Annotated in this window: 30 protein-coding genes; 20 read left to right on the plus strand and 10 right to left on the minus strand. The window is 54.3% G+C overall.

Going from position 1 to position 25,568, the window contains the following annotated elements; all coding sequences use genetic code 11:
- Positions 1–33 precede the first annotated feature (33 nt).
- On the minus strand, positions 34–1,302 hold the full coding sequence (locus AB1724_10130) for a TolC family protein (GenBank protein ID MEW6078159.1): 1,269 nt from the start codon (positions 1,300–1,302) through the stop codon (positions 34–36).
- Between the two features lie 409 nt (positions 1,303–1,711).
- On the opposite strand from AB1724_10130, the gene AB1724_10135 reads away from it, so the two are divergent.
- The 3 genes from AB1724_10135 (at position 1,712) to AB1724_10145 (ending at position 5,067) form a co-directional block, all read left to right on the plus strand.
- The gene (locus AB1724_10135; protein MEW6078160.1) at positions 1,712–2,056 is read left to right on the plus strand and encodes a metalloregulator ArsR/SmtB family transcription factor; all 345 of its coding nucleotides are present in this window, start codon (positions 1,712–1,714) and stop codon (positions 2,054–2,056) included.
- 74 nt (positions 2,057–2,130) lie between these two features.
- A complete protein-coding gene (locus AB1724_10140) occupies positions 2,131–3,360 on the plus strand; it encodes a YeeE/YedE family protein (protein ID MEW6078161.1) in 1,230 nt (409 codons plus the stop codon).
- Between the two features lie 207 nt (positions 3,361–3,567).
- The gene (locus tag AB1724_10145; GenBank protein MEW6078162.1) at positions 3,568–5,067 is read left to right on the plus strand and encodes a hypothetical protein; all 1,500 of its coding nucleotides are present in this window, start codon (positions 3,568–3,570) and stop codon (positions 5,065–5,067) included.
- 336 nt (positions 5,068–5,403) lie between these two features.
- Here the strand turns inward: AB1724_10145 and AB1724_10150 are convergent, their stop codons facing one another.
- From AB1724_10150 to AB1724_10175, 6 genes are read right to left on the minus strand one after another with little or no spacing between them, the layout of a single operon-like run.
- On the minus strand, positions 5,404–6,084 hold the full coding sequence (locus AB1724_10150) for a cytochrome c biogenesis protein CcdA (protein ID MEW6078163.1): 681 nt from the start codon (positions 6,082–6,084) through the stop codon (positions 5,404–5,406).
- 26 nt (positions 6,085–6,110) lie between these two features.
- On the minus strand, positions 6,111–6,905 hold the full coding sequence (locus tag AB1724_10155) for a DUF1573 domain-containing protein (protein MEW6078164.1): 795 nt from the start codon (positions 6,903–6,905) through the stop codon (positions 6,111–6,113).
- Positions 6,906–6,960: 55 nt separating this feature from the next.
- Entirely contained in the window at positions 6,961–7,623 is a 663-nt protein-coding gene (locus tag AB1724_10160; protein ID MEW6078165.1) for an ABC transporter ATP-binding protein, read from the minus strand.
- A gap of 2 nt (positions 7,624–7,625) precedes the next feature.
- Positions 7,626–8,843, minus strand: coding sequence for an FtsX-like permease family protein (locus tag AB1724_10165; GenBank protein MEW6078166.1), 1,218 nt, complete (start codon positions 8,841–8,843; stop codon positions 7,626–7,628).
- Between the two features lie 36 nt (positions 8,844–8,879).
- Positions 8,880–9,656 (minus strand): hypothetical protein, encoded by a 777-nt coding sequence (locus AB1724_10170; GenBank protein MEW6078167.1) that lies wholly within the window; start codon positions 9,654–9,656, stop codon positions 8,880–8,882.
- A gap of 60 nt (positions 9,657–9,716) precedes the next feature.
- A complete protein-coding gene (locus AB1724_10175; protein ID MEW6078168.1) occupies positions 9,717–10,106 on the minus strand; it encodes a metalloregulator ArsR/SmtB family transcription factor in 390 nt (129 codons plus the stop codon).
- A gap of 409 nt (positions 10,107–10,515) precedes the next feature.
- Between AB1724_10175 and AB1724_10180 the strand changes: the two genes are divergently transcribed.
- The 13 genes from AB1724_10180 (at position 10,516) to AB1724_10240 (ending at position 20,132) form a co-directional block, all read left to right on the plus strand.
- A complete protein-coding gene (locus tag AB1724_10180) occupies positions 10,516–10,896 on the plus strand; it encodes a metalloregulator ArsR/SmtB family transcription factor (GenBank protein MEW6078169.1) in 381 nt (126 codons plus the stop codon).
- Between the two features lie 135 nt (positions 10,897–11,031).
- Complete coding sequence (locus AB1724_10185; protein MEW6078170.1) at positions 11,032–12,486, plus strand: permease; 1,455 nt, start codon at positions 11,032–11,034, stop codon at positions 12,484–12,486.
- The gene (locus AB1724_10190; protein ID MEW6078171.1) at positions 12,483–12,989 is read left to right on the plus strand and encodes a thioredoxin family protein; all 507 of its coding nucleotides are present in this window, start codon (positions 12,483–12,485) and stop codon (positions 12,987–12,989) included. The genes AB1724_10185 and AB1724_10190 overlap by 4 nt, the downstream gene beginning before the upstream one ends.
- An 18-nt stretch (positions 12,990–13,007) precedes the next feature.
- The gene (locus tag AB1724_10195) at positions 13,008–13,241 is read left to right on the plus strand and encodes a thioredoxin family protein (protein ID MEW6078172.1); all 234 of its coding nucleotides are present in this window, start codon (positions 13,008–13,010) and stop codon (positions 13,239–13,241) included.
- A gap of 18 nt (positions 13,242–13,259) precedes the next feature.
- Positions 13,260–13,691: a putative zinc-binding protein gene (locus AB1724_10200; protein MEW6078173.1), complete on the plus strand. Its 432-nt coding sequence runs from the start codon at positions 13,260–13,262 to the stop codon at positions 13,689–13,691.
- Positions 13,682–14,203 (plus strand): (Fe-S)-binding protein, encoded by a 522-nt coding sequence (locus tag AB1724_10205; protein ID MEW6078174.1) that lies wholly within the window; start codon positions 13,682–13,684, stop codon positions 14,201–14,203. The genes AB1724_10200 and AB1724_10205 overlap by 10 nt, the downstream gene beginning before the upstream one ends.
- Before the next feature lie 18 nt (positions 14,204–14,221).
- The gene (locus tag AB1724_10210; protein MEW6078175.1) at positions 14,222–14,653 is read left to right on the plus strand and encodes an arsenate reductase ArsC; all 432 of its coding nucleotides are present in this window, start codon (positions 14,222–14,224) and stop codon (positions 14,651–14,653) included.
- A gap of 19 nt (positions 14,654–14,672) precedes the next feature.
- Entirely contained in the window at positions 14,673–15,851 is a 1,179-nt protein-coding gene (gene arsB / locus AB1724_10215; GenBank protein ID MEW6078176.1) for an ACR3 family arsenite efflux transporter, read from the plus strand.
- A gap of 24 nt (positions 15,852–15,875) precedes the next feature.
- Positions 15,876–16,352 (plus strand): nitrophenyl compound nitroreductase subunit ArsF family protein, encoded by a 477-nt coding sequence (locus AB1724_10220; GenBank protein ID MEW6078177.1) that lies wholly within the window; start codon positions 15,876–15,878, stop codon positions 16,350–16,352.
- The gene (locus AB1724_10225; GenBank protein MEW6078178.1) at positions 16,349–17,047 is read left to right on the plus strand and encodes an aromatic aminobenezylarsenical efflux permease ArsG family transporter; all 699 of its coding nucleotides are present in this window, start codon (positions 16,349–16,351) and stop codon (positions 17,045–17,047) included. Before AB1724_10220 ends, AB1724_10225 begins: the two co-directional genes overlap by 4 nt.
- Before the next feature lie 320 nt (positions 17,048–17,367).
- Positions 17,368–18,090, plus strand: a complete 723-nt coding sequence (locus AB1724_10230) for a DUF481 domain-containing protein (protein MEW6078179.1) — start codon at positions 17,368–17,370, stop codon at positions 18,088–18,090.
- A 49-nt stretch (positions 18,091–18,139) separates the two neighbouring features.
- Positions 18,140–18,643, plus strand: coding sequence for a rhodanese-like domain-containing protein (locus AB1724_10235; GenBank protein ID MEW6078180.1), 504 nt, complete (start codon positions 18,140–18,142; stop codon positions 18,641–18,643).
- 4 nt (positions 18,644–18,647) lie between these two features.
- Positions 18,648–20,132, plus strand: coding sequence for a cation diffusion facilitator family transporter (locus tag AB1724_10240; protein ID MEW6078181.1), 1,485 nt, complete (start codon positions 18,648–18,650; stop codon positions 20,130–20,132).
- On the opposite strand, the gene AB1724_10245 is transcribed toward AB1724_10240, so the two are convergent.
- Entirely contained in the window at positions 20,092–21,003 is a 912-nt protein-coding gene (locus AB1724_10245) for a sulfite exporter TauE/SafE family protein (GenBank protein MEW6078182.1), read from the minus strand. The genes AB1724_10240 and AB1724_10245 overlap by 41 nt on opposite strands.
- A gap of 229 nt (positions 21,004–21,232) precedes the next feature.
- Between AB1724_10245 and AB1724_10250 the strand changes: the two genes are divergently transcribed.
- The 4 genes from AB1724_10250 to AB1724_10265 are packed head-to-tail and all read left to right on the plus strand — an operon-like array spanning position 21,233 to position 24,279.
- Positions 21,233–21,547, plus strand: coding sequence for a LysR family transcriptional regulator (locus tag AB1724_10250; protein MEW6078183.1), 315 nt, complete (start codon positions 21,233–21,235; stop codon positions 21,545–21,547).
- The gene (locus AB1724_10255) at positions 21,540–22,409 is read left to right on the plus strand and encodes a molybdate ABC transporter substrate-binding protein (GenBank protein ID MEW6078184.1); all 870 of its coding nucleotides are present in this window, start codon (positions 21,540–21,542) and stop codon (positions 22,407–22,409) included. The genes AB1724_10250 and AB1724_10255 overlap by 8 nt, the downstream gene beginning before the upstream one ends.
- Positions 22,410–22,418: 9 nt before the next feature.
- On the plus strand, positions 22,419–23,195 hold the full coding sequence (locus AB1724_10260) for an ABC transporter permease (protein ID MEW6078185.1): 777 nt from the start codon (positions 22,419–22,421) through the stop codon (positions 23,193–23,195).
- Positions 23,188–24,279 (plus strand): ATP-binding cassette domain-containing protein, encoded by a 1,092-nt coding sequence (locus AB1724_10265; GenBank protein ID MEW6078186.1) that lies wholly within the window; start codon positions 23,188–23,190, stop codon positions 24,277–24,279. The genes AB1724_10260 and AB1724_10265 overlap by 8 nt, the downstream gene beginning before the upstream one ends.
- Positions 24,280–24,508: 229 nt before the next feature.
- Here AB1724_10265 and atpE read toward each other — a convergent pair whose 3' ends face one another.
- Together atpE and atpB are read right to left on the minus strand one after the other, a co-directional pair.
- Positions 24,509–24,802 carry an ATP synthase F0 subunit C gene (atpE, locus tag AB1724_10270; protein MEW6078187.1) on the minus strand — a complete coding sequence of 98 codons (294 nt, stop codon included), beginning with the start codon at positions 24,800–24,802 and terminating at the stop codon, positions 24,509–24,511.
- Between the two features lie 76 nt (positions 24,803–24,878).
- Entirely contained in the window at positions 24,879–25,568 is a 690-nt protein-coding gene (gene atpB, locus AB1724_10275) for a F0F1 ATP synthase subunit A (GenBank protein MEW6078188.1), read from the minus strand.

Below are 25,568 nucleotides of genomic sequence, written 5' to 3' on the forward strand. Positions count from 1 at the left end.
TTTTACCGTTCGAAATTAAAGACGGCTTTTATCTTACAGCTTGCCCATGGACTTGAGCAGGCTGTATGCGTGAATTGTCACATCCGCTTCAGCCGCGGCCGCGTCGCTCTGGGCGTTGATCAGCGAGACTTCGGCGCTCAAAACATCGAGGAGCGATCTTCTGCCCAGCTTACGCTCTTTTTTGGCTAGATCCAGGAACTGGGCCACGATATCGGCCTGATCCCTGAGCAGCTTCGCATTTTTGTCGGCGGTCAGCACGTTCTGCCAGGCATTGCGCACGTTCTCCACCACCTCGTTCTTCAGATCGTCACGGTTTTTCACGGCAGCCCGGTAGCTTTCCTTGGCGGAACGGGCAGAATTAAGTGAGGTAAAGCCCAGGTCAAAATCATATTTGACTTCGACAAAGGCCAGGCTTTCCTGCCTGATCGGATCGATTGCGCCGTAATCGTTCTTGTAGTTGTAGTCCAGAACGCCGTTGATGACCGGATAATAAGCATCGGCCTTGCTGGCTTTGTACTGTTCTTCAGCCTGCTGCACCATGTTGTTGGCCACTTTCAATTCCGGGCTGTTCTGCAGGGAAACATCGATCGCCTCTTCAAGAGTAGAAGGAAGAAGACCGGTTACCGAGCCACCCATGGTCAGCCCGGCGATCTCATCGGCCGGGCGGTTGAATACGTTCTGAGCCCTGTTTTTCGCGCCCTGAAGAAGGCCTTCCACCCGGGTCAACCTGGCTTCGGCGCCGAGGAGTTGAGCTTTTGCCTGAAGCGCGTCCGTTGAATAGCCCTGGCCGGCGGATATCCGGGTATTTTCCATGTTGGCCTGTTTCTTGATGCTGTCCTCGGACTTGAGGGCATAAGCCAACTGTTCTTCGGCCTGTTTGAGTTTCAGATAGGCCGTGACCCCCTCCAACACCAACGCCTGCCGGGTGTTATCCCTGGCGGCAACGGCCTTTTCATATCCGGCCCTGGCTTTTCTGACTTCGCCGTTGGTTTTGCCGAAGTCCCAGAGGAGCTGAGTCAGCTTCGCCTCAAACAACGCGGGATCCATATGCTCGTCCTGCAGATCGGTTGTCTGTGTATCTTCACGAGCAACGCCCAGTTCGCTGGTCAGGTTGATATTGGGGAACCATCTGCCCAGCGCCACCCTGGCGGCATTCTCGGCCGCAAGGACATCGGCATCGGCCGCGGCCATGCGGTCATGGGAAGCCAGCATGCCTGTAATAGCGTCGTTCAAATCTTCAGCGCCCGCGGTAGTTACCGCCAGAATACCCGCCATCAAGAAAACCAGTAATAACTTTTTCATAGTTTCTCCTTCCCCTTTTCCGGCAAACAAAAGTTATAAACTACCACTCGAAAATTTTTTATTCCTAAAATCACGTTTCGGCCGGATCAATAAAGCCCCATTAACCACGCGGCGCCACGGATCCAGACATTTTTACAGAACAAACTTCTCCCCTTATAAAAAATACAAGGTAAAAACTACAATTCGTTAATATCAAAGTCAAGAAAAAATTATATAAAAGTGTATTTTTCAGGTTAGTGCATTATATAATATTTTGAAATAATTTAGTATTTTATTTTTTTTGCCCTGACTCCCCAATCAGCCGGGTTCTTGCTCTTAAAAACCGTCTATGCTTTTCCGCGAAAGATAATATTTTACATTGACAACGGGCTTAAATCGCTATATTCCGAAATAACGATATGGAGGCGCCATGAAAATTTTCGTCAAAGTAATGAAGGCATTGTCAGATGGCAACCGGGTCAAAATGCTAAAAATGCTTCAGCGTCGGACAATGTGCGTCTGTGAAATCCGGACCGTTCTCGGTCTGGCCCAGTCAACCGCCAGCAAACACCTTAAAATTCTGGAAGATGCTGGTTTAATTAAATCTTCAAAAGAAGGGCTGTGGGTCAATTACCGGCTGTCCGATGGCGGTGACAGCCCCTATGCAGCCAGCATGCTTGGTAATTTAAGGTACTGGCTGGATGAAGACGAAGCCGTGAAGGAACTGGTCAAGCGTCTGCCGGACATCAGGCGCGAGGATGTCTGCCGCCTGTAATTTTGACTTTATCTATTTATTATAACAAAAAAAATTATCAAACCCAATCCAAAGATGGTTACAAGGAACGGGATATGATACCGCTTCGAGCTGATGCAAACTGGAAACGGGTAACGTTAGCCGTGCTGATTGCTTTGTCCACTCTTTCCATTTATAGCGCGTTAACCGGCTTGTGGGTTCTGACGGCGATACCGATCGGTTTTTTATTCGGTTTTTTTCTGGAAAAGGCCGATCTCTGTGGATCTTCGGCCTTCAGTGAAATGATCCTGATGAAGGACCGGCAAAAATTTTTGGGCATCTGCTTGGTCATTGTGGTCAGCATGATCGGTTTTTCGATTCTGTCCGTTGCCGGGTGGATCAAACTTAGCCCCAAACCACTGATTTGGGCCAATTATATCACGGGAGGGGTGCTCTTCGGAGTCGGTATCGTGCTGGCCGGGGGCTGTGTTAGTGGATGCCTGTTTAAAACCGCCCAGGGGAACCTGAACTCCATGGCCGGTCTGGCTGGAATCCCTCTGGGCGTAGCAGCGGTGCTGCACGGGCCGCTTCAGGGCTTCAATAAATTTCTGGAGCATTTTGTCATCAACAATGCCGACGGGTCCGCCGTGACCTTTTCATCCGTCACAGGCCTGCCATACTGGCTGCTGGCCGTGCTGTTCGGCCTCATCGTTGTCGTTGTCGCGGGTATTTTGAGAAAAAAGAAAGCGGCTCGTTCCAGCGCCATAAAATGGGCGGAGATGCCCGTTCTGCAACGGATCATCACCCGCCCCTGGAAGCCCTGGCAGGCGGGCATCGCCATCGGCATTCTGGCCTGCTTTGCTTATCTGTCTTCCGCCGCCAGCGGCAGAAATTATCCCCTGGGCGTCACCCACGGGGTTTTACACGCCGAACTCCTGCTAACCGACGCACCGCTGAAACACGTTTATACGCCCCCGCCGCCTGCTGCTCCCATCGGAAATGGAGCTGTACCTGTAACGGCAAACACAGGGGCTCCGACCAAAAAGGTTTCCTGGTGGCTGATCCTGGAAGTAACGGCGCTCGTGGCCGGAGCGTATACCAGCGCGAAGCTGTCCAACAAAATCAGATTTATACCCCGGCCGCCGGAGCAAACGGTTACCGCGTTTTTCGGCGGGCTTCTGCTGGGCGCGGGGGCCGCCATCGCCGGGGGCTGCGTGGTGGGCAACATCATGAGCGGCGTCGCCCTGATGAGCGTCGGCAACGTCTTATTTATGGTTACGGTCGTCCTGGCCAACTGGGCGACGACATGGTTTTACCTGATGGGCGGCGGACTGTTCAAATCATGATTCGATCATTTTTCTTATGCTGCCACCGAATTCACATGGAATAGAAAACCCCAATAATTTATTGAGGAGAAAAAGGACATGGCGTACAAAAAATCTTTTCGAGGCACATTTTCTTTTTTGGCAGGTTTTACTCTTCTGGCTCTGGCCGGCGCCGTTTTGATGATGCCCGGCACTGCCACCGCCTGAGGCGGCCGCCCCACGCTGACCGTGGATGTCAGCCCGGCTGGAAGTGGCGATATCTCTTCTCTTGACTTTTCCGAGGGACCCGTCCCATCCGCATACCCAGCAGATTCTTCGTGCAGCGATGAGTACACCCTGACGGCACTGCCCGACACCGCGGGCGGGTATGATTTTGACTACTGGAGTATCCAAACGGATAGCGGAACCACCTATTCCACCAGCAGTACGGTAACCGTAGCGGTTATAAGCGCAGACACAACCGTGACGGCGCACTTTGCCGATCCCGCTAATGCCGTATCGGTTTATTTCCCGCATGTGACCACCAGGTCGCCGTGGCAAACGGAAATCGCCCTCATTAACACGTCCTCCATTGAGACGGTCACCGGGATTCTGAAGGGCTTCAACGATAACGGTGAGCTGATCGAGGTCAAGGATGTTACTCTTGCCCGCCGGGGCCGGAGGCAGTTCATTGTTTCTGACGAGTTCCTCAATCACGCCAACATCGGTTATATCATCTTTATCAGCGACACGGACGGGGTCGAAGGCTACACCAAGTTTTATCAGGCAGGCGCATACCGGGCGGCCATTCCGGCGGTAACCGAGGTAAACACATCGAAAATCTATATTTCGCACATCGCTTCGAATGACACCTTCTGGACGGGAGTCAGCCTGGTCAACACCACCTCGACAGCGAAAAACCTGACCATCACTTTTAACGACGGCCGGACGTCCAATCTCACGATTGCCGCCGGAGAGCACCGTATCTTTACCATCGCCGGCCTCTTTGGCGGACAGCCGCAGCCGGACATTCAATCAGGAGTGATCACCAATGCCGCGGGCATCATCGGTGTGGAGCTGTTCGGCTCCAGCAAGCAACTGGACGGCATCCTCCTGACGGACGACACGGTCTCCACCATATACTATCCTCATGTGGCCGATGAGACCAAGTGGTGGACCGGAATTGTGGCCTACAACCCGTCGACTACGGCCTGCGATATCACCATCACGCCCTACAGCGCTAACGGAGAGGAACTGACGCCCTCCACCCTTGAGATAGCGGGCAAGGAAAAATATATCGGCGTGGTGAAGAACCTGGATCTCCCCGATGATACGGCCTGGTTTAAAATTGACGCCACCCTGCCCCTCAGCGGCTTCGAGCTTTTCGGCACCCTGGATGGAAAGCAGCTGGCGGCCTATGCCGAAGGCAGCGGCACGGGCGCCAAAACGGGGATATTTGCCAAAATCGAAAAAAACGGCTGGACCGGCATTGCCTTTGTCAACACGGAAGGCACCGCGGCTTCGGTTACGCTGACCGCTTATAACGACGGCGGAACAGCCCTGGCCACCCAAACGATCACCGTCGGCGGCTATGCCAAGGTGGTCAACGTGGCGGAGAATATCTTCTCGCCGCAGAGCATCAGTAACGCTACCTTCATTTCCTTTTCCTCCAACCGAAATGTAGTGGGTTTTCAGCTTAATGGCTCAGCCGACGGCACCATGCTCGACGGTCTGCCCGCGTTGAACTGATGACGGTAGAAAAAGTAAGGCGCGCCGTCTTAAAAGGCGGCGTACCTGCAAACAGCGGAGCATGGGTGGAGGCGCCCCGTTCGGTCTGTTAGTGGCGTATCTTCTGATAATAATTGCCGGCATGAGCAAGGCGCTGTGGCTGGTGGGCCGCCGCAATCTAAAAAAAAGAGTTGCGGATACGTAAGGAGCGACTGGGGTGGTCTTGAACCTGAGCATGGAACGTACGATTCTGGATTAAGACAGGGAGAATGCCTTACGACTGGTGCGTCTTCTGGTTACGCGCCTGGAGTAAAGCCGGCAGGGCGGATTAAAATCCCATCTGGACCAATAAATTTTTTAAATGCCGGAAATCAGCAGCACGCCCGCGGTGATAAGCAATGATCCTGCTACGGGATTGATGTATTTGATCACCCGACGGAGTCTGTTAATAACCTCCAGCAGCACGTTGATAAAAACGGACAGCAGGAGAAAGGGAATCGCCAGTCCCGCGGAAAAAATGGTCAGCAGCAACATGCCCTGGTAAACGGTAGCCTGATTACCGGCGACAATCAGAATCGACCCCAGAATCGGGCCGATGCAGGGAGTCCATCCGGCGGAAAAAGCAACGCCTGCGATAAATGCCCCGATATATTTCGTGGTTTTGCCTTTAATTCGAAACCGTTTATCTGCTTTCAGCCATGGGATATGAATAATTCCGGTTAGATGAATACCCAGAATCACAATCAGAATGCCGCCGCAGGTTTTCAATAATAATCTGTGCTCCCCGATAAGGCTTCCCAAAAAGGAAGCGGAGGCGCCCAGCAGAATAAAAATGGTGGAAAATCCCGTGACAAAGGCCAGCGTCGAGAAAAAAACCTGTTTTCTGGCACCGGCCCTGTCGACGCCGGTGAGGTCATCCAGGGACAAACCGGTTATCAGGGTAAAATACACCGGTACCAGCGGAAATACGCATGGCGTTAAAAAGGACAGCAGACCGGCGCCAAAAGCCGTAGAATAGGTTATGGTAGTCTCAAACACGTATTGATTCCCTTATGATTCGTTTGTTACTTCTTTTCCGGGCCCGGCACGGATGGCGCATCCCCGGCTTTACTGTTTTCCGAGCCGACCGGCCGGATATTTCCAATAACCGGAATGATGATCGGGTTGTGATCCATTCGGTCGGTGAAAAGCAGAATTTGTTCCGAATACGTGCCTACCGTTGTTCTGATATTTTCAATCAGGAACTGATAGGCCTTTTTGCCTTCGACTTCGGTTTCCTTCATTGTATAGCGAAAATTCCCCTGACCAAACGTTTCCGTACGAAGAATGGTTGACGGCTCCCGGGCATCCGGAACGGCCGTGACAACCTGGCTGATCGGCTCGCCGATGTTTCCGATTAAAAGCGCTTTGGGGGGAGTAATGGCCACAAAGGCTTTCACTTCACCCGTCAACTGCAAATTAAATTCCGCATTGGCGGCATCATTGGTTTCCACCCGGACGGTTTTATTGTTTTTCCCGAGGCGCCCCTTGGTCGATAGCTTCACTGCGATTTTTCCCTCCGACCCCGGAGAGATCAGGCGGTCAAACGAGACCGCCGTACACCCTCACCCGGCTTTAACGTCTTTGATTTCAAGGTCAGCGGTGCCGGTGTTTTTGATGACAAAATCATGACTGACTTCCTGGCCCTCAAAAACCGCGCCGAAATCATGAGGAGCAGCATCAAATACAGCAACAGGCTTTCCTTCACCGGCATGAACGAATGCCGCCCCGACAATAAAGCCGAACAAAAGCATAAAACAGAACAAACGAAAACCGGCACGATGAAACATGAAAATCTCCTTTTCTACCGACACGTCCATATATATTGCCCGCTTCCATTGATGCGGTTGCGGTTTTACGCGACAAGGAGCCTGTTCAGTTGGCTAACGCCCCGTTAGTCAGCCGGATCATGCGGCTGGTCATTTTGGCGGCTTCCGGCGCATGGGTGACCATGACAATGGTTTTTCCCGCCCTGTTCAGCTCCACAAGAAAGCCGAGAATAGCCCCGCCGGTCTCCGGATCCAGATTACCCGTGGGCTCGTCGGCCAGAATTAGGGAAGGATCGTTGGCCAGCATCCTTGCCAGGGCCACACGCTGCTGCTGGCCCACGCTCAACTCTCCCGGCTTGTGGTCCAGGCGCTGTTCAAGCTGAACCCGGGTTAAAAGGTCAATGGCCCTTTCGCGCGCCGCCTCGCCTTTATCGCCGCCAATGAGAAACGGAACCATGACGTTTTCAAGGGCTGTCAGATAGGGAATCAGATGAAACCGCTGGAACAAAAACCCGATGTGTTGACCGCGAAACCGGCCGCGTTCATCCGGAGAAAGGTCGTAAAGATTGGTGTTGTTGATGGAAACCGTTCCTTCGGAAGGCGAAAGCATTCCACCCATCAGGAGCAGCAGGGTGCTTTTACCGCTGCCGCTGGGGCCGACAATAGATACAAACTCCCCCGCCTGAACGTTCAGAGACAGCCGGTCCAGGGCCGTGACTTGTTCCGCGTGATGGGTGTAGGCTTTGCTCGCATTTTCGATACGGATCATTTTTATGCCTCCTGAAGCACGACGGACGGATCGAGTTTGGTGGCTCGCAGAGCCGGAAACAGCGACGCTCCGATATTGAGTATAAGGGAAATTCCCATGGCCCACAGCAGGAGCGTCGGCATGGGCAAGACCGGTATGGCGACTATTTTCGGGCCCAGATAAACCGCCATGCCGGTGCCGACGAAATACCCCGCGATTCCGCCGACAAGACCGATGACAAGGGCTTTCATTAAAAAAAGCCGCAGCACAAAACCGGAAGTGGCGCCCATGGCCATCAGGATGGCGATTTCCTGACGGCGTTCATAGACATTGGCATACATGTAGTTGGCGATGCTGGCGCCGCCGACAACCACGATGATGGCTAAAAACATCAGGGAAAGTCGCGCCATCAGCCGGTTGGTTTTGATCTGGATGTCCACCACCTGGGTGATGGTCAGAACCTTGGCCTCGGGCAGCAGCCGGTTGATCTTGCCCACCAGCCCGTCGGATATGGCATTGCAGCAGCCGACGACTTCAATGGCATTGACTACCGGCCCTTTGCCCGACATATCCTGGACCGTGTGCAGATGAGCGAAAATACGGGAGTCATCGATGGTTCCGGTAACCGGAAGAATTCCGGCAATCGTTAACGCTTTGCCCATAACGGCAACGGAACCGCCGTCTTTCAAATTCAGGGCCGCGGCGGCATCCGCTCCCACCAGAATTTCATCCGGCCCAAGCGTTTCGATAACCCGTTTCCGGGCAAGGGCGGCGGGATCCGGTTTGCTGTTCGGAGACGTGTCCGGCACAGCGCCGCATCCGGCCGGTTTGGTAAAGATACCGATTCCCTGCCAGGCGATCTTGCCGGCAAACTCCTGTTTCGGAAGGATGCCCGTCAATATCCACTGTCTTGCCTCCACCGTCACGGGAAAGGACAGCTTCGGGGAAAGGTTGTCCAGCCCCTGCAGGTCGGACGTGGTCAACCGGGTGACATATTCTTCCGGGAACACTTCATCCTGCATGTCGGCGCTGTAATAATTCTGAACCGTCGCGCTTTTGGGCAGAATCAGAATATTGGCGCCCAGGGCATCCAGTTCCCTGGCCACCGCTTTTTCGGAATAGTTCATAATATTGCGAATGGCGACAATGACCGTAATGCCGAGAATAATCGCCAGAAAACTGGTAAAAAGCTGATTCTTGCGCTCAAACAGCTCCTTCCAGACAATGCTCGAAATTTTCATCACATCGACTCCCTCTTTGTTCTCAGACCGTTTTGGCTACTTGCAGGTTTTTCCGGAACCTGCCGGACAACAGCCGCCGCTCTGCTGCTTGCTTTTCAGCGCGGTCAATAACGTGTCCTTGTCGGTTGCGCCGGTAAATTTCCCGATCATCCCGCCCGGAGACGCCAGCATTGCGGTTATGGGATCAACGACACCTTTTCCATCAATTCCCAGAATGCTCATCAGCCGCTGCTCCGACGGGCCGGCATCCTTGAAAATGACCACTTCCGTCTGACCCTCGAACATCTTATCGCTCGTAAAATCCTTCACCCCCTTCATGGCGCTGATATTTGCCTCGGCGTTTTCACCCGGAACGCAGACAAAAACGATTTTCCGGTCCTGGAGCCCTTTCAGGCACTGGGCCGTCAGCGGCCCCAGGATGGCCTCCTTCACCGCTTGTTCGGGAAAAACCTGCGGAAAACCACCGGTCACCGCGCCGTTTGGCGCGATGACAAGCACCAGCGGCATGGGAGCCCGGTCGAGTTTATACTGGTTCACCACATCGCGCTGCCCTGGATCCTTGATATTAACAAAATAGGCATCGGCCTTGTCTTTCAGGCCGGCCGCAATCGCCTCAAACCCGGCTTGCTTCTCCTTGATGGCATCGTCCATTTCCGCATAAAAAAAGACCAGGGCATATCGATCCTTCTTCCATGAGGCTTCAAAGGCATTCATCCCGGAACCTGTGCCCGGGGAATCCGCCGACCAAGCCGAGATCGCCGTCAAAGAGGCAAAAAACAGTACAACCATTCCGATCAAAAAACTTTTTTTCATACCGCCATCTCCCTTTTTATATTTTTGTTAAAAGCAGGCCTCCGGCCGTTCCTTATAAAATCAGGCGTTCCGGCCTGTCTGTCTATTGTTGTTACTCTTGTAGTTTATCTGGCCGCTGTCACAGGCCGCGATATGCCCCAGAAAAAGCCGGTCCCGGCTGACATCCGGATCCGCCTTCAGGGATTCCGCCAGCCACCTGACCAGCGGCCGTATGTCCGGATCGCCGGTTGCGTCCGTCAGCCGATAATATACCCAGCGGCTGTCCTTGCGGGCGGTCACAAGCCCCGCTGTCAGCAGAATCCCCATGTGCCGGGACACCGTCGGCGCCGATACTCGCAGCAACTCCGCGATATGGCAGGCGCAGAGTTCTTGCTGATGGGTCAGGGCCATCAGCACCCGCACCCGATTGCCGTCTGAAATCGCCTTGGTTATCAGTATTGTTTTCTTCATATTCATTTGGCGCCTGCCTCCCAACGCTATTTTTATATTTAGCCAAATGGCTAATTATCTAGCCGCCTTTAATACAAACTCAAAACCGCTGTCAAGCGTTAATGTGGACACAACCGTGAATTGCGTTGGGGTAGCGTGCTGGCACTTTTCGTGCAAAGCATTTATTGTGCCACTGTCCATGTGAAACGATAACAATTCAATATATAAGCAAATTTTTGCTTAAAAAGAAGTTGGTAGCAACAAGCATGGGTAATAAGTACCCATCCCCACATGTTGCCGGGCACAATCAGGGTAAAAAAGTTACACCAGCAGCCCATGTCGAATTATTCATTGTCGTAAAAGGAAAACTTTTTTATTGACAGCTTGATCTTTATCGTTATATTTCGATTTATCGATATAAGGACAACAGATGAACACATTCATTAAAACAGTCAAGGCGCTTTCCGACCCCAGCCGGGTAAAAATTGTCAAGCTGTTGCAGCGCCGATGGATGTGTGCCTGCGAAATACAGGAGGCTCTGGGCCTGGCGCAATCCACGGTCAGCCGGCATTTAAAAATACTGGAAGACGCCAGCCTGATCCTTTCTTCCAGGGACGGGCTATGGGTCAACTACCGGCCGTCCGAAGGCGGGGAAAACCCATATGCGGCCAGCCTGCTGGGAAACCTTCGCCACTGGCTGGAAGACGACGAGGCCGTAAAAGAGCTGGTTAGACGCCTGCCTGGCATCCGGCGGGAGAAAATGTCTGCCGCCTGCAAGCCTGATTTCGGATATCGTCACGAGACGAAATAAGACCAAATTTGAGACGACAACCGACTATGGCTCAAGCAATGGAGCGCTACTTTAAGGTTTGCCGGCGCTGAACCGATGATAATAGAAAAAGTAAGGGCGCCAGCTTGAAAGTGACACACCTTCAAAAGGAGTATTATGCATATTACAGAATTTATTCTATCCCTTCTTAGCGGCGGCCTTGGAAACCTTGCCGCCTATCTTGCCGCCCATGTCTTGCTGTGCCTGGTTCCCGCCTTCTATATCGCGGGCGCAATGAGTGCCCTTATTCCCAAAGAGTCGGTCACCCGCTTTCTGGGCCGCAACGCGCCGAAACGGGTCGCCTATCCGGCTGCCTCCCTGGCCGGATCGTTGCTGGCGGTCTGCTCCTGCACCATTGTCCCCCTTTTTGCCGGAATTTATAAAAAAGGCGCGGGAATCGGCCCGGCCATCACGTTCCTCTTTTTCGCGCCAGCCGCCAACATTCTGGCGCTGGTATACACCGGCAGCATCATTGGTCTCGACCTGGCCTTTGCCCGCCTGTTCCTTTCCCTGACTTTCGGGATCGGAATCGGCATGATCATGGCACTGATTTTCTCGCGTGAAGACCTGGCCCACGACAGGGAATCCGATGCTATATTCGCCGGCCAGGGGAAAATGCAGCGTTCCTCACTGGTTTTCCTGTTGCTTTTAGTGGCCATGCTGCTGGCCGGTACATTCAAAATCAGCCTTTTAACTGATTCTTACGCACAGATCACGCTTCCCATTACGGGCATGGATCGCTTCCAGGACTTCCTCTACCGCTTAATCCCTTACGATACCGGCAAAGGGCAGGAAGGCGTAACCGCCCAGGGCGCGATTCTGATCGGGCTGCTGGTCCTCATCGGTTTGGCGTCCTGGAAGGGACTCAATAAGCTTTACGAGGGCCTCACCGCCTGGACGTGGATCGCCATGGGCCTGGTCGGCCTGACCCTTCTGACCGCGGCGCTTGGCATGTCTCCCCACGAAGGCGGGCTGGACGTAAAATTTACCGGGCGTTTCTTCGGCGTCCTGCTGGCACAAGCCGCTCTCGTCTGGCTGATGTTCAAGCGCCTGAGCGAAGATGAGCTTTATGGGTGGCTGACTGAATCCTGGTTCTTCGTCAAACAGATTTTTCCGCTGCTGGTGGGCGGTGTGTTCGCCGTGGGCGTTATCCGCATGCTGATAGAGCCCGAATGGATCAAGGCCCTGGCCGGTCACAACACGATTCCGGGCAATCTGGCCGGAGTCGTCTTCGGCGTGTTCATGTACTTTCCGACCCTGGTTGAAGTTCCCATTGCCAACATGTTTCTCAGCCTGGGCATGCACCGGGGCCCGTTACTGGCCTACCTGATGGCCGACCCCGAACTCAGCCTGCAAAGCATCCTGATGATCTCGGCCATCATCGGAAGAATCAAAACCTGGACATATGTCGGCTGGGTGGCGCTCTTCAGCACCCTGGCCGGATTGCTTTACGGGTCCTGGGTGGATGGCACGCCGCTTGGCTTGCTTGTTCTGTATCTTGCCGTAATGATCGCCGGGTTGGGCGTGGCCCTGTGGCTGGTGGGACGCCGCAATGAAAAAAGGAACAGATGATGAATGAGGTTGTTCAAGTCCGCATCGGCCCGATGGGAACCGTCGGCATCGTCGGCCTGAAAGAGACGCTGGCGGAAGTGGCGCAACAAATGAAAGGCGCCGAGGACGGCGCCATTGGAGAAGAGCTTCTGACCCGCCTTTCCAGGCGGAATTACATCAGCGATAATGTCAGGGATCTTTACCGGCAGGCGTTTCTGAGGGAATACAAAAAATTTGTCGGCGAACCGCTGGCCCATGAAACCGGCGGCGGGATGGAAATCAAGGTGCTGGGTCGCGGCTGCCCCCAGTGCGAACGGCTGGAGCAGGAAGTGCTGGAGGTCATGGCCGAAACCGGGATAGTGGCCGATCTGGAGCATGTCCGCGATGCGGCCGGAATCAGACGTTACAGCCTGATGGGGACACCGGCTCTGATCATCAACAACGAAGTTAAAGCCGTGGGTTTTGTTCCGCCCAGGGCCAAACTCAAGCTTTGGATCGAACAGGCCGCCAAACAAACCAAATAGCAAGCTGGAGGAAAAGACATGGACATCAAGGTGCTGGGGCCCGGCTGCCCCAAATGTCAGCAGACCGAAAAAATCGTCAAAGAGGCGGTGGCTGAAGCAGGCGTGACCGCCAACGTAGAAAAAGTCACTGATCTGATGAAAATCGCCGGCTATGGCGTCTTCGGCACGCCGGCGGTGGTGGTGGACGGCGAGGTAAAGTCGGTGGGAAAAATTCCTAAAAAAGAGGATGTCAAATCCTGGTTTAAAAAATAAAAAGCAAGTGAGGTTACAATGGCGGATTCATGTTGTGCCGCAGGCAATGAGGTGATGATTCTGGCCTGTTCGGGCGGTTCCAATGTCGGTCAGCTTTCCAATCAGGCAGCCATCGAACTCACCCAGGAGGGCTTTGGTAAAATGTTCTGCCTGGCCGGCATCGGCGGTCTGATTTCAGGTTTTGTGCAGTCGGCCAGGGACGTCCCGACGCTGGTGGTCGTTGACGGCTGTCAGGTGGGCTGCGCCAGGGCGATTCTAAAAAACGCCGGAATTCCCTTAAAAAACTACCTGGTCATTACCGATGAGGGGATTGAAAAAAACAAGAACTTCCATCTGGAGCGGATGGACATCGACCGGGTCAAGGCAGCGGTAAGGCGCTCGGTAGGAGAAAGACAACCAGACGGCGCAAAGAAGTTCGCCTGTGAATGCGGAGGCGCCCCATGCTGCTGAGCAGCTATCAACTGGAAATTTTTAATTCCGAGTGCAACCCCGGCGCCATGGCCGTGCACTGCTTCGCCCACCTGGACCAGGACGTCAGCGAAGCCTTGCCCTATGTAAACGCGATCCTGGGAGGAGATGTCTTCCTTCAGGACCCGCCCTCGGTAACCTTCAAAGTCCAGGGGAAATTAATCACCGTTCATGGCCGCAAGATCGCCATCAATGCCCTGAAGGACGAAGAGGAAGCGCGCAAGCTGGTGGAGTGGCTCAAATCGGAGATCAACCATGCCTGGGAAAAGCGGGCCGAGATAACCCCGTGTTATGCGGGAAAAAAGAAGCCGCTGCTGATGGAGATATTAAAGCTGTTGCCCAAAAGCAACTGTAAGAAGTGCGGCCAGCCCACCTGCATGGTGTTTGCCGTTCAGGTGATGGATGGCGGCCGGGGAGCGGAAGATTGCCCGGAACTGAACCCGGAGAGCCGGGAAAAACTGAACGCCTACCTGTCGGGATTTGATTTTGAATAGCCTTGCAAAGGAGACCGGATGAGCAAAAAAACAAAAATCCTCTTTCTGTGCACCGGTAATTCCTGCCGCAGCCAGATGGCGGAAGGCTGGGCAAAAGCTTTGCAATCGGACACCATCGACGCCTGGTCGGCGGGCACTGAAAAGCGCGGGCTCAACCCCCTGGCGGTTCGGGCCATGGCCGAGGCCGGAGTGGATATCAGCGGTCAGACATCCAAAACCATTGCCGAACTGCCGGAGAAAGCGTTTGATTATGTCATCACCCTGTGCGGCCATGCCAACGAAACCTGCCCCCTGTTTCCCGGTCGGGTCAAACGGGTTCACGCCGGATTTGACGACCCGCCGGAACTGGCCAGAGGCGCCCGCGACGACGAAGAGGGCATGATTCACTATCGACGGGTGAGGGATGAAATCCGGGACTTTGTGAAGCAAATTCCCGTCAACCTGACATAACCGATGAGGAGAAAAAAGAATGAGTGCCGAAAACAATGATCGAAAAATGACCAGCGTCTTTGAGCGCTATCTGACCGTGTGGGTTATTCTCTGCATCATTGCCGGCATCTTGCTGGGGAAGGTGGCGCCGGGAGCGGCCCGGTCTCTGGACGGGCTGGCCATTTACGTCAAGGGCGCGCCGGTGGTGTCGATTCCCATTGCCGTCTGCCTGTTTTTCATGATGTACCCGATCATGGTCAAAATCGATTTTGCTTCCGTGGTAAAGGCCGGCCGAAGCGGCAAGCCGGTCTTTCTGACCCTGTTCATCAACTGGTGCGTCAAGCCGTTTACCATGTATGCCATCGCCCTCTTTTTTCTGGGCACCCTTTTCTACAGCTTTATCGGCCCGGAGGCCGTAGACCTGGTGAAGATGCCCTTCGGCCTGGACCTGCCGGTGGGCGCGGCCCACGGAGCGGGAACCGTGGTGCTGGTCGACGGCGTCAAGATGATGCAGGTTCCCCTCTGGCGCAGTTATCTGGCCGGCTGCATTCTGCTGGGCATCGCACCCTGCACGGCCATGGTGCTGGTCTGGGGTTATCTCTCAAGGGGCAACGACGGCCTGACCCTGGTGATGGTGGCCATCAACTCCCTGACCATGCTGGTACTCTATGGGGTGCTGGGCGGTTTTCTGCTGGGCGTGGGCAAGCTGCCGGTGCCCTGGCAGGCCCTGCTGCTCTCGATTCTGATTTACGTTGCGCTTCCCCTGGTCGCCGGTTATTTTTCCCGTCGCTGGATCATTTCAGCCAAGGGCATGGTCTGGTTGACCGAAAAATTTCTGCATGTGCTGACGCCGATCACCATTATCGCCCTGCTGGCCACCCTGGTGCTGCTTTTTTCATTCAAGGGTGACGTGATCATCAACAATCCGCTCACCATCGTCTGGATCGCCGTTCCGCTGTTCATTCAGACGATGTTGATTTTCTGGCTGGGTTACGGGCTGGCGAAACTCCTTAATTTGCCCTACGCGGATGCGGCCCCGGCAGCCATGATCGGCGCTTCCAACCATTTCGAGGTGGCCATTGCCACGGCCACCATGCTGTTCGGTCTTTCCTCGGGCGCGGCCCTGGCCACGGTTGTCGGCGTCCTGATCGAAGTTCCGGTCATGCTGATGCTGGTAAAAATCTGTTTGAAGACAAGTCATTGGTTTGCAAAAAAATAACTTTTATTGAAGGAGATTGATCTGATGAAGTGGATTTTTAAAACCGTGTTTTTATGTCTGGCGCTGACCGTTTTCATAACCGCGGGACTGATGACGACGGCCATGGCCGAACCGCCTGCCGGGGGACAAGCCACGGCCCAGGCCGCGGAAAGCCCGAAACCGTCCCGCTACCTGGTCGCGACCTATTTTCACAACACCTTCCGCTGCCCCACCTGCAAGACGATCGAGGCCTTTTCCGCGGAAACCATCAATAGCCATTTCGCGGAGCAGTTGAAAAACGGCTCTCTGGTCTGGCGGGCGGTCAATGTGGACGAACCGGGCAACGCCCATTATGTGCAGGACTATCAGCTTTACACCAAGCACCTGATTCTTTCCGAAGTCAGGGACGGCAAGGAAACCCGCTGGAAAGACCTGAAAGAGATCTGGACCACCGTGAGGAACAGGGAAAAATTCGATCAGTATGTCGTATCGGAAATTACCGACTGGTTAAAGGAGCCATGATGGATTTCGGTGCGGCGCAAATCGCTTCCGTTATCTGGCTGGGCATCCTGACCTCCATCAGCCCCTGCCCCCTGGCCACCAATATCGCGGCCACCACCTATATCGGCAAGCAGATCGATTCCCGGTACGCGACTATCCTGGCCGCTCTGGCCTATACCCTGGGGCGGACCCTGTCGTACATGGTCATCAGCATCCTCATTGTGGGCGGGCTGATTTCCATACCCGGGTCGTCCAACTTTCTCCAGGCCCACATGAATCAGATCCTCGGGCCGGTGCTGCTGATCGCCGGTCTGTTTATTCTGGATATCGTTCCCCTGCGGCTGCCGAACGTTTCCTTCAGCATGAACATGCTGCAGCGGTTGGGAGACAGCGGCTTTATCGGGGCCGTGCTGCTGGGAGTTCTCTTTGCTCTTTCCTTCTGTCCCGTATCCGCGGCGCTTTTTTTCGGCAGCGTCATCCCGTTGTCCCTGAAATTTCAGTCCCGGTTTTTCCTGCCCCTGCTTTATGGCGTCGGGACCGCGGCCCCGGTCATTCTCTTTGCCATGATCATTGCCTACAGCAGCCGGCTGGCCGGGATTTTTTTCAACCGCCTGACCGTTGCCGAACGGTGGTTGAGACGCATTACGGGAGTGCTTTTTGTGGCGGTCGGATTCTATTTCTGCTTCAAATACCTGTTTCATATCATTAATTTTTAAGTACTCCGGTATTGTTTATGGACCGCTAAACACAACCCTGAAAAATTATTTTTATGTAAAAATAAGAAGCGTTTCTGTATGATGTTACCTTGATACAAACCGGCCGCTGATAATATTTATGCACAGGAGATGTGACAATGAAACGACTTTTCCTTTTTATGATTCTTGGCGTGTTTTTCGGAATGCACACTGTCCCGGTATGGGCTGCCGGGTGAGGGTGCAGCGCTCCGTCACAGAGCATCTCCCAGGTCGGGGGAGCCAAAATTCAGGACCGCGTAAAAAGCCAGGATGGAGAAGCCGGTAGCTTTGGCGCGTCCGTGATGGCCGGAGGCAAATTCGATTCACACATTGTTCAGAGCCTGAGCGCCCAGGACACCGGCAAGGACGAGGGCGATTACGCGGGATTCGCGGGATTTTCCGCCTACTGGCAGCGTAAATTCGGTGATCGCCTGGGGCTGCGGGCCGACTATAATGTCTACGCTGATTTGCATGAAGCGTTTAAGGAAAATGATGTAATTGAGCAGCTGGTGTCCGTCGAGCCGCAGTTGTTTCAGGGCGATTTCATATTCAGCCTGCCCCTGCAGTATGTTTACGGCATGGAAGATGATGATTCCAAATATCACCGCTACTCCGCTGCCCCCACGGCGACCTTTAAACTGCCGGATTCCCGTCAGGCGGTTGAAGTATACGGAAAAATTTCACAGATCCTGGACGTGGACCCCTACCCTTCCTTTGACGAGGACGGCCATTCCATAGGCGGCGGCATGGCCTATCTGATCAGCATAAAAGACAGGACCTATTTCCGGATACTGGGGGATTATCAGCGCATCTATTATGACTCCAGGGCATGGGATTATATCAACGAGACCTCCTCCGACAAACGCCACGATATTGCCGCCAGCCTGGGCACCGAGTACAACTTTCAGGTCACCCGCCACCTTGACCTGATGGCCAGTTACACGTTTATTCACACGCACACCAATGTGAACATCTATGATTACGACAAACATGTTGTTCAGGCGGGGGCTTCAATAAAGTTTTAATCACGCACTGGAAAACCACGGGGCAGAAGTCCATTGGGAAAACGGGTTCATGGATAAAAAAAGAACCTGGTTTGCTTTAAAACAGGCGTTCTGGCAGATTATTCTGCTGACGACGGCGGCGTGCGTTCTCGCCCTGGGGGTCAACGCCCTGCGTCCCGACGGCATCCCTCTTGCTGGAAGCTGGTCGGCTGAAGCCCGCCTGGCCGATGCCGGGGAAGAGGGTCTAGCCATTGACCTGGCCGGGGCGCGGCAGTTGTTTAAAGCGGGCAGGGTTCTCTTTGTAGACGCACGATCCATCGACCAGTATATCGAGGGGCATATTCAGGGGGCCCTGCCTTTACCCTGGCTGGAAGTGGACCGTTATCTTTCCCGGGTGAACAGGCAACTGGAGACGGCCGAAGCCATCATCACGTATTGCGACGGAACCGGCTGCGACTTAAGTCATGAGCTGGCCGGTTTTCTTCGATCCATGGGGTTGAAAAACGTGCGCGTGCTGATCAACGGCTGGACCCTGTGGCAGCAGGCCGGTCTGCCCACCAAAACAGGGGCGTGACCCCATGAATATTCCGGATTGTTCATTTCTGCATGATGCCGCGGATCGAATTGACGCGGGGCATGAACATCGCCATGGCGCGCCGGCGGAAAAGGATGCCGAAGGCTTCCGGCTGCTGATCACCATGGCCCTGAACCTGATCATTCCCGTGGCTCAGGTGATCGGCGGCATCGCGGCCAACAGCATGGCGCTGATCTCGGATGCCGTGCATAATTTCAGCGATTTTACCGTGGTGCTGATTTCCTATATCGCTTTTCGCGTCGGTCGCAGGGGCGCCACCGTTTTTAACACTTTTGGTTACCGGCGCGCGGAAATCCTGGCCGCACTGATTAACGTCATGCTCCTGGCCGGTGCTTCCGGGCTCATCCTTTACCATGCTGTTTTGCGTTTTCTGACCCCCCAGCCCGTCAACGGATCGACCGTCGTCATCCTGGCCGCGGTCGGCGTCACCGGCAATGGCCTGTCGGCCTGGCTGCTGCACCGGGACGCGGCAAACAGCCTGAACATCCGCGGCGCCTTTTTGCACATGGTGGGAGATTTGCTGACGTCGGTGGTAGTCCTGATGACCGGTGTTATTTTCCTCTTTTATCCCTGGTACTGGCTCGACCCGCTGCTGTCCCTGGCCATCGTTTTCTTTATCCTGAAAAACGGCTGGGGCCTGTTCAAGGAGGCGGCGGCCGTGCTGATGAACGCGACTCCCGTTCACATCAGGCTCGAAGAGGTCAGAAGTCTTCTGGAGAAAATGTCCGGGGTAGCGGGTGTTCACTATCTGCATGCCTGGCAGGTATCTTCCGCCAGCATCGCCTTTTCCTGCCATGTGGTGGTGCCTGACCAGCCGGTGAGCCGAACCGGCGAACTGGCCGAGCGTATCCGCCGGGAACTGCTGCATCGTTTCGGCATTGACCATCCGGTGCTACAGTTTGAAACCGCTGACTGCGGCCGGGGTACCCTGCTGTGTGAAATGGCCTGCAACGGAAGTGGCGGGTGTAAACCCGAAAACCTGCAAGGTGAGCATACCCGGAAAGACAGCAGCCCTTCTCCGGTCGAAAAAATTATGTTTGTGGTGCTACGCCTTTTTCTGGGCGGCGTTTTTCTGTATGCCAGTTATGATAAAATTATTCACCCTCAGGCCTTTGCCCAGGCGGTCTGCGACTATCAGATCCTTCCCGATGTGCTGATTAGTCCGGCGGCGCTGATTTTGCCATGGGTTGAGTTGCTGATCGGCCTCTGCCTGGTGGCCGGGTTCTGGCTACCCGGGGCTGTCGGCATCAGCACCGGACTCATGACCATTTTCATCGCCGCGCTGGCCTTTAATCTGGCTCGCGGGCTGAATATTCACTGCGGCTGTTTTTCTACCGAAGCTACGGAAGGACCGGCGGATTTATGGACCATCGCCCGCGATGTTTCCTTTCTGATCGTGTCGCTGGTTCTGGCCTGGCTGGTATTTTTCAAACCAGGAAAAAACCGGCCACATACTGAGCGGCGGTAAAGAGCAATACAGCGGTCAGCATCCACTTGATGACCTTGGCCGGAACAAACCGCTGACACCGGGCGCCCAGATACATGCCCGCCATTCCACCCAGACCGAAGAGAATACCCAGCAGCCAGTCCGGAGCGATGGACATGCCGGGATAAAAAGGGGCGATCGCCTGATAAAAAGCCACGCCGGCCACGGACGTGACAAAAGTCCCCATCAGAGCCGCGCCGGCGATGGTGTAAACCGGCAACCGAAAGAACGTCACAAAAAAAGGCGCGATGATGGATCCGCCGCCTATGCCGTAAATACCGCCCACAATACCCACGATAAAGCTCACGGCAAAAACGCCCCAGAATGGCGCGCCGAACGATTCCCCCCGAAAGCTGTATTCCAGCCGTTTTGCGTCAAAACGCGTCACCTGCAACGCGGATGAACCACCCGCTTCCGCTCCGGATCCGGTTGCTTCTGAAGGTGAAGTGTCTCCCTTTCTTTTCAGCAGATCCCGCGCCATTCTTATACCGATATAGAGCAATACCGCCGCGGCAAAGAGCTTGAAATGACGGGGATCGGGCAGCCAGGTCACCCGCACCACCGCGCCGATGAGCACCCCGGGCAGAGTGCCAAGGATCACGATCCAGGTCAAGGGCCAGACCATGCGGCCCTCTTTCCAGTAACGGTAAACACCACTGGGGATGGCCACGATGTTGAAAAGCTGATTGGTGGCGGAAACCGACGGGCTGGTGTATCCAAGTACCGAGACCTGAAAGGGCAGCAGCAGGAAGGCACCGGAGACCCCTCCCATGGAGGTAAAGAAAGAAATGATTAGGGCGATTACCGGCGGCAACCAGGGGGCTACTTCGATCTGGGCGACGGGGAAAAACATCATGACTCCTTAACAGCATGGATTAAAGCAACTCGTACGAACACTTAATTTTATCGATATCTGACGATACGCGTCAGATCTATTGTTCAGGTTAAGATGTTTCTTTTCAAAATATGCCATATGTTGTCAAATAAAGCCCTTGACATTTTCCGTTATTTAACAGCATAAATATCGACAAATGAGAATCAAAATAAAAATATCCATCCTCAACGATCAGGGGTTGCAATTCATGGGAGCGGGGCCTCTGCGTCTGCTGGAACGGCTTAAAGAGCATAAATCCATCAACAAGGCGGCCCAGAGCATGAGCCTTTCTTATGTCAAGGCATTGAAACTGCTGAAGTTTCTGGAGCAAGACATCGGACGGCCCATGGTGATCAGCACGAGGGGCGGGAATAACCGTGGCGGAACCTTACTGACACCTTTCGCGGAGTTATACATTCAGCAATATAAAGAAATGGAAAATAAACTCACCGTTTTCGCCGAAGGCGAGTTTGAAAAGTTTCAAAAAAAACTTCATCGGAAAAAGGGGGCGGCGAATGGTTAGAACAAAAAAACTCCGGGATCGTTACATCGTATTGATTATGCTTCTGGGTATGATCTTCACGGACGGACCTGCTGATGCCGCTGAGAATCTTCTCGTTTATGTCGGCGCGGCATCAAAGCCGGCCGCAGAGGAAGCGGCCTTGCTTTACGAGCAGAAAACAGGCGTAAAGGTGGATCTGGTGATCGGCGGTTCAGGCAGCATTCTCTCACAAATGAAGCTGACCAAACAAGGAGACCTTTATTTTCCCGGATCATCCGATTACATGGAGAAGGCCAAGCGTGACGGCGATGTGTTTCCTGAGACGGAAAAGATTATTGTATATCTCGTTCCGGCGATTAATGTTTTCCGGGGTAACCCCCACAAGATTAATGGGTTACGCGATTTACTCCGTCCCGGCCTGAAGGTGGCCATTGCAAATCCGGAGGGTGTGTGCGTCGGCGCGTATGCGGTGGAAATTATCGAACACCAATTTACGCCGGCGGAAAAAAAAATATTCCGACGCAACCTGATCAATTATACCGAGTCTTGTGAAAAAACAGCCACGGCTATTTCACTCAAGATGGCGGATGCGGTACTCGGGTGGAGCGTTTTTGAACATTGGGATCCGGAACATATCGAGACCGTTCGATTACCCCGGGGAATGATCCCGCGCATCGGTTACATTCCGATCGCAACTTCAAGATTTACCCGGAACCGCCAAGCCGCGCAGTCGTTTATCGATTTTATGGCCGGGCCGGAGGGACGGGCCGTATTTACGAAATTTCATTACTTTGCAACAGCGGAAGAGGCTGCCGCATGGCTGGGCGAAAGCAAACCGGTCGGCGGAGAATATGCCGTGCCGGCGGAATGGATTAATAAATAACACGGACGCATGACCTTTCAACGCTCAACTACTTTCGCCGCGTTGCTGGTGCTTGTGCTTTACGGCGGACTGATCCTATCGCTGGCATGGTTCTTTGACGCGCCGATTCTCCGCCAGGTTCTCACTTCAGACCGCACCCTGTTTTCAATAAAGCTCTCGTTGCTGACCGCAACCGTTGCGGCCGCGCTGGCCCTGCTGCTGGCTATACCGGCCGCATACGCTCTGTCGCGCTATCATTTTCGTGGACGTGAAATCACCGACACGGTGCTGGAATTCCCCATTATTGTTTCCCCGGCTGCGCTGGGTGCGATGATATTGATTTTCTTCAATAACCCGATCGGCGAATGGGTGCAGGAGCATGTTGTACACTTCGTATTCGCGTTTGCCGGTATCGTGCTGGCGCAGTTTATCACTATCCTGGGTGTTGCCGTGCGGTTGCTGAAAACATCCTTTGACGAAGTGCCGGCTGAACTGGAAATCGTCGCGCGCACGCTGGGGGCAACACCGCGTCATGCCTTTTTCACCATCACGCTGCCCCTGGCGCGGCGAGGACTGATCGCCTCGTTCATCCTGGCCTGGGCAAAGGCGCTGGGTGAATTCGGCGCAACCATCATGGTGGCGGGCACGATGGCCATGCGAACCGAGACACTGCCGGTGGCAATTTTTATGCGGCTGGCCACCGCCGACATCAAAGGAACGGTAGCGTTAATTTTAGTACTCGTCAGCATAGGTCTCACCTCGCTTTATATCGCGCGCCGGTTGCTGGGAAGGATGGCGCATGTTTGAAATCGAACGGATGACCGTCACCACCGGTGCGTTTTGTCTGCGGGATATTGAGTTGAGCGTTGCGCGAGGCAAAGGTCATGCCGTAATCGGTCCTTCCGGCGCGGGAAAGACAACGCTGATGAAAGCCGTGCTGGGGGTGATTCCTCCCGAACGCGGCCGCATCCTGCTCGATGACGAAGATATTACCCGTCATCCCGTCGAACGGCGGGGCCTGGGCTATCTGCCGCAGCAACTCGGACTGTTCCCCCATTTAACGGTGCGCGACAACCTTAACTACAGTGCCCGTGCCCGCGGAATCCCATCGAAACAGTTCCAGCCGCTGGTGGACAAACTGGTGGAGGCCACGGGCATCGCCGGGTTACTGGATCGTCTGCCCATGACATTGTCCGGGGGCGAGCGCCAGCGGGTCGGTCTTGTACGTGCCCTGGCCAGCCGGCCGCGCCTTGTGCTGCTGGATGAGCCGTTCACCGCCTTGAATGAATCATTACGACGAGAACTCTGGTGGCTGGTGCGAGAACTGCAGGAGGAACAAAACCTGACCGTCCTGCTCATTACGCATGACCTAACCGAAGCATACTTCCTGGCCGACCGTGTCAGCATCCTGCTGGACGGCCGTATCCGTCAGCAAGGCGATAAGTCAACGGTCTACCGCCGTCCGGCTGATACCGAAGTGGCCCATTTTCTGGGTATCAACAACCTCTGGGATGGCAAAGTGGCCGGGCGTGAAGGCGACCGCCTGCTTGTCGACTGCTCCGTCCTGGGCCTGACCCTGCGCATGCCCGCGGGTGAAAACGCGCCCATTGCGGGCACCACGGTTGCGGTAGGCATTCTATCAGACGATATAAAGTTATGCGACGCCGCCCATCCACCGCAATCTGGTGAATTAGCGCTGAAGGGCAAGGCGCGACTTCTTGACCTTGATACGACACAACTCGTACATTTTCAACACACGGCTACTAATGCCATTTTGAAATTTGAAGTGCCGCGCCGCACCGCCGCTCGCTTTGGATTGAACAGCGATAACAATATTCTAACGGTAAGCCTTCCGGAAACATCGTTGTTCTGGATGCCGTGCATGCAATAGCGCCAGGGCCTTTTTCGCAGAAAAGGGGAAAAATCCACCATAGAGTCATGGCTGCCAAATGTTATTCCTCTTTTTTCCATTACTGTTTGGTTAAAACTTTTGAATAAAGGACCGGGCCGCAAACAGCGGGGTATTGACTATGGTCTGCGTCAATCTTCGTAGCAAGTAAATAAAAAGGGCCGCGCGAAACGCGCGGCCCTTTTCGGCTAAAGCTTTGAACGGTCGACGATTAGTGACCGGCGCCCAGCAGGCTGATGACCGGACCCGCCATGGGGGTGGCGTAGATCAGGATCAGCGCCACGACCAGCGCGTAAATACACAGAGATTCGATCATGGCCAGACCGATCAGCATGGTAACCGTAATCTTGCCGGAAGCTTCCGGGTTACGGGCAACGCCTTCCACGGCGCCCTTGAGGCCCAGGCCCTGAGCGATACCGCAACCGAAGGCCGCGATGCCGATGCCGAATCCAGCCGCTGTCACGCAGGCTACCAGAATTTTGACTGCCGCTACACTCAATTCCATTGTTTCTTCCTCCTTACTGATGTGTTGAATGCTTCTTCCTGTTATTGACTAACCAATGCTTCCGTAATGTTAATATTTAGTGCGCGTGTTCCATGGCGCCGGAAAAATAAATGATCGACAGAATAAAGAAAACAAACGCCTGAATAAAACAGACCAGGATGCCCAGGGCCATGATCGGCAGCGGCGCCAGGTAGAGACCGGCCAGAAAGAACAGGATCATGAGCACCAGTTCATGCCCCATCATGTTCCCGAACAGACGGAAGGTCAGGGACAGAACCCGGGCCAGGTGGCCGATGATTTCGATGATCAGCATCAGCGGCGCCAGGGCCAGGGAGGGCCCCAGAAAGTGCTTGACGTATTTGGCTCCGTGATATTTGACGCCGATGTAATGAGTGAAAACAAAAACAACCAGGGCGCATGAAAGCGGGGTGTTGATGTTGGCCGTGGGCGGAAAAAAACCGGGAACCAGGCCCAGGAGATTGGAAACGAAAATATAAAGGGCAATGGTGGCCGCCAGGGGGAAGAACCACCGCCCTTCTTCGCCGGTAATACCGACCATGAAGTTTTCAATCCCCGAAATGATGATTTCAAACAGGTTCTGGGCCTTGCCGGGAATAAGGGTGATGCTTCTGGTGGCCACTATGCTTGAGACGATCAATATGGCCATCACCAGCCAGGAATAAATGACATGTTTGTATGCAGCCGCGAAATGACCCAGCCCCACGGCATCGAACAGGCTTACCAGTAAAAGATATGGATGTTCCAA

The sequence above is a fragment of the Thermodesulfobacteriota bacterium genome (genome assembly GCA_040753795.1).
In the GTDB taxonomy this organism is placed as follows: Bacteria; Desulfobacterota; Desulfobacteria; order Desulfobacterales; family Desulfosudaceae; genus JBFMDX01.

Excerpts from the sequence above, each read along its gene's own strand:
- AB1724_10130 (MEW6078159.1), bottom strand. The coding sequence starts at position 1,302 with ATGAAAAAGTTATTACTGGTTTTCTTGATGGCGGGTATTCTGGCGGTA.
- AB1724_10135 (MEW6078160.1), top strand. The coding sequence starts at position 1,712 with ATGAAAATTTTCGTCAAAGTAATGAAGGCATTGTCAGATGGCAACCGG.
- AB1724_10140 (MEW6078161.1), top strand. The coding sequence starts at position 2,131 with ATGATACCGCTTCGAGCTGATGCAAACTGGAAACGGGTAACGTTAGCC.
- AB1724_10160 (MEW6078165.1), bottom strand. The coding sequence starts at position 7,623 with ATGATCCGTATCGAAAATGCGAGCAAAGCCTACACCCATCACGCGGAA.
- AB1724_10165 (MEW6078166.1), bottom strand. The coding sequence starts at position 8,843 with ATGAAAATTTCGAGCATTGTCTGGAAGGAGCTGTTTGAGCGCAAGAAT.
- AB1724_10170 (MEW6078167.1), bottom strand. The coding sequence starts at position 9,656 with ATGAAAAAAAGTTTTTTGATCGGAATGGTTGTACTGTTTTTTGCCTCT.
- AB1724_10175 (MEW6078168.1), bottom strand. The coding sequence starts at position 10,106 with ATGAAGAAAACAATACTGATAACCAAGGCGATTTCAGACGGCAATCGG.
- AB1724_10180 (MEW6078169.1), top strand. The coding sequence starts at position 10,516 with ATGAACACATTCATTAAAACAGTCAAGGCGCTTTCCGACCCCAGCCGG.
- AB1724_10185 (MEW6078170.1), top strand. The coding sequence starts at position 11,032 with ATGCATATTACAGAATTTATTCTATCCCTTCTTAGCGGCGGCCTTGGA.
- AB1724_10190 (MEW6078171.1), top strand. The coding sequence starts at position 12,483 with ATGATGAATGAGGTTGTTCAAGTCCGCATCGGCCCGATGGGAACCGTC.
- AB1724_10195 (MEW6078172.1), top strand. The coding sequence starts at position 13,008 with ATGGACATCAAGGTGCTGGGGCCCGGCTGCCCCAAATGTCAGCAGACC.
- AB1724_10200 (MEW6078173.1), top strand. The coding sequence starts at position 13,260 with ATGGCGGATTCATGTTGTGCCGCAGGCAATGAGGTGATGATTCTGGCC.
- AB1724_10205 (MEW6078174.1), top strand. The coding sequence starts at position 13,682 with ATGCTGCTGAGCAGCTATCAACTGGAAATTTTTAATTCCGAGTGCAAC.
- AB1724_10210 (MEW6078175.1), top strand. The coding sequence starts at position 14,222 with ATGAGCAAAAAAACAAAAATCCTCTTTCTGTGCACCGGTAATTCCTGC.
- arsB (MEW6078176.1), top strand. The coding sequence starts at position 14,673 with ATGAGTGCCGAAAACAATGATCGAAAAATGACCAGCGTCTTTGAGCGC.
- AB1724_10220 (MEW6078177.1), top strand. The coding sequence starts at position 15,876 with ATGAAGTGGATTTTTAAAACCGTGTTTTTATGTCTGGCGCTGACCGTT.
- AB1724_10225 (MEW6078178.1), top strand. The coding sequence starts at position 16,349 with ATGATGGATTTCGGTGCGGCGCAAATCGCTTCCGTTATCTGGCTGGGC.
- AB1724_10230 (MEW6078179.1), top strand. The coding sequence starts at position 17,368 with ATGGCCGGAGGCAAATTCGATTCACACATTGTTCAGAGCCTGAGCGCC.
- AB1724_10235 (MEW6078180.1), top strand. The coding sequence starts at position 18,140 with ATGGATAAAAAAAGAACCTGGTTTGCTTTAAAACAGGCGTTCTGGCAG.
- AB1724_10240 (MEW6078181.1), top strand. The coding sequence starts at position 18,648 with ATGAATATTCCGGATTGTTCATTTCTGCATGATGCCGCGGATCGAATT.
- AB1724_10245 (MEW6078182.1), bottom strand. The coding sequence starts at position 21,003 with ATGTTTTTCCCCGTCGCCCAGATCGAAGTAGCCCCCTGGTTGCCGCCG.
- AB1724_10250 (MEW6078183.1), top strand. The coding sequence starts at position 21,233 with ATGGGAGCGGGGCCTCTGCGTCTGCTGGAACGGCTTAAAGAGCATAAA.
- AB1724_10255 (MEW6078184.1), top strand. The coding sequence starts at position 21,540 with ATGGTTAGAACAAAAAAACTCCGGGATCGTTACATCGTATTGATTATG.
- AB1724_10260 (MEW6078185.1), top strand. The coding sequence starts at position 22,419 with ATGACCTTTCAACGCTCAACTACTTTCGCCGCGTTGCTGGTGCTTGTG.
- AB1724_10265 (MEW6078186.1), top strand. The coding sequence starts at position 23,188 with ATGTTTGAAATCGAACGGATGACCGTCACCACCGGTGCGTTTTGTCTG.
- atpE (MEW6078187.1), bottom strand. The coding sequence starts at position 24,802 with ATGGAATTGAGTGTAGCGGCAGTCAAAATTCTGGTAGCCTGCGTGACA.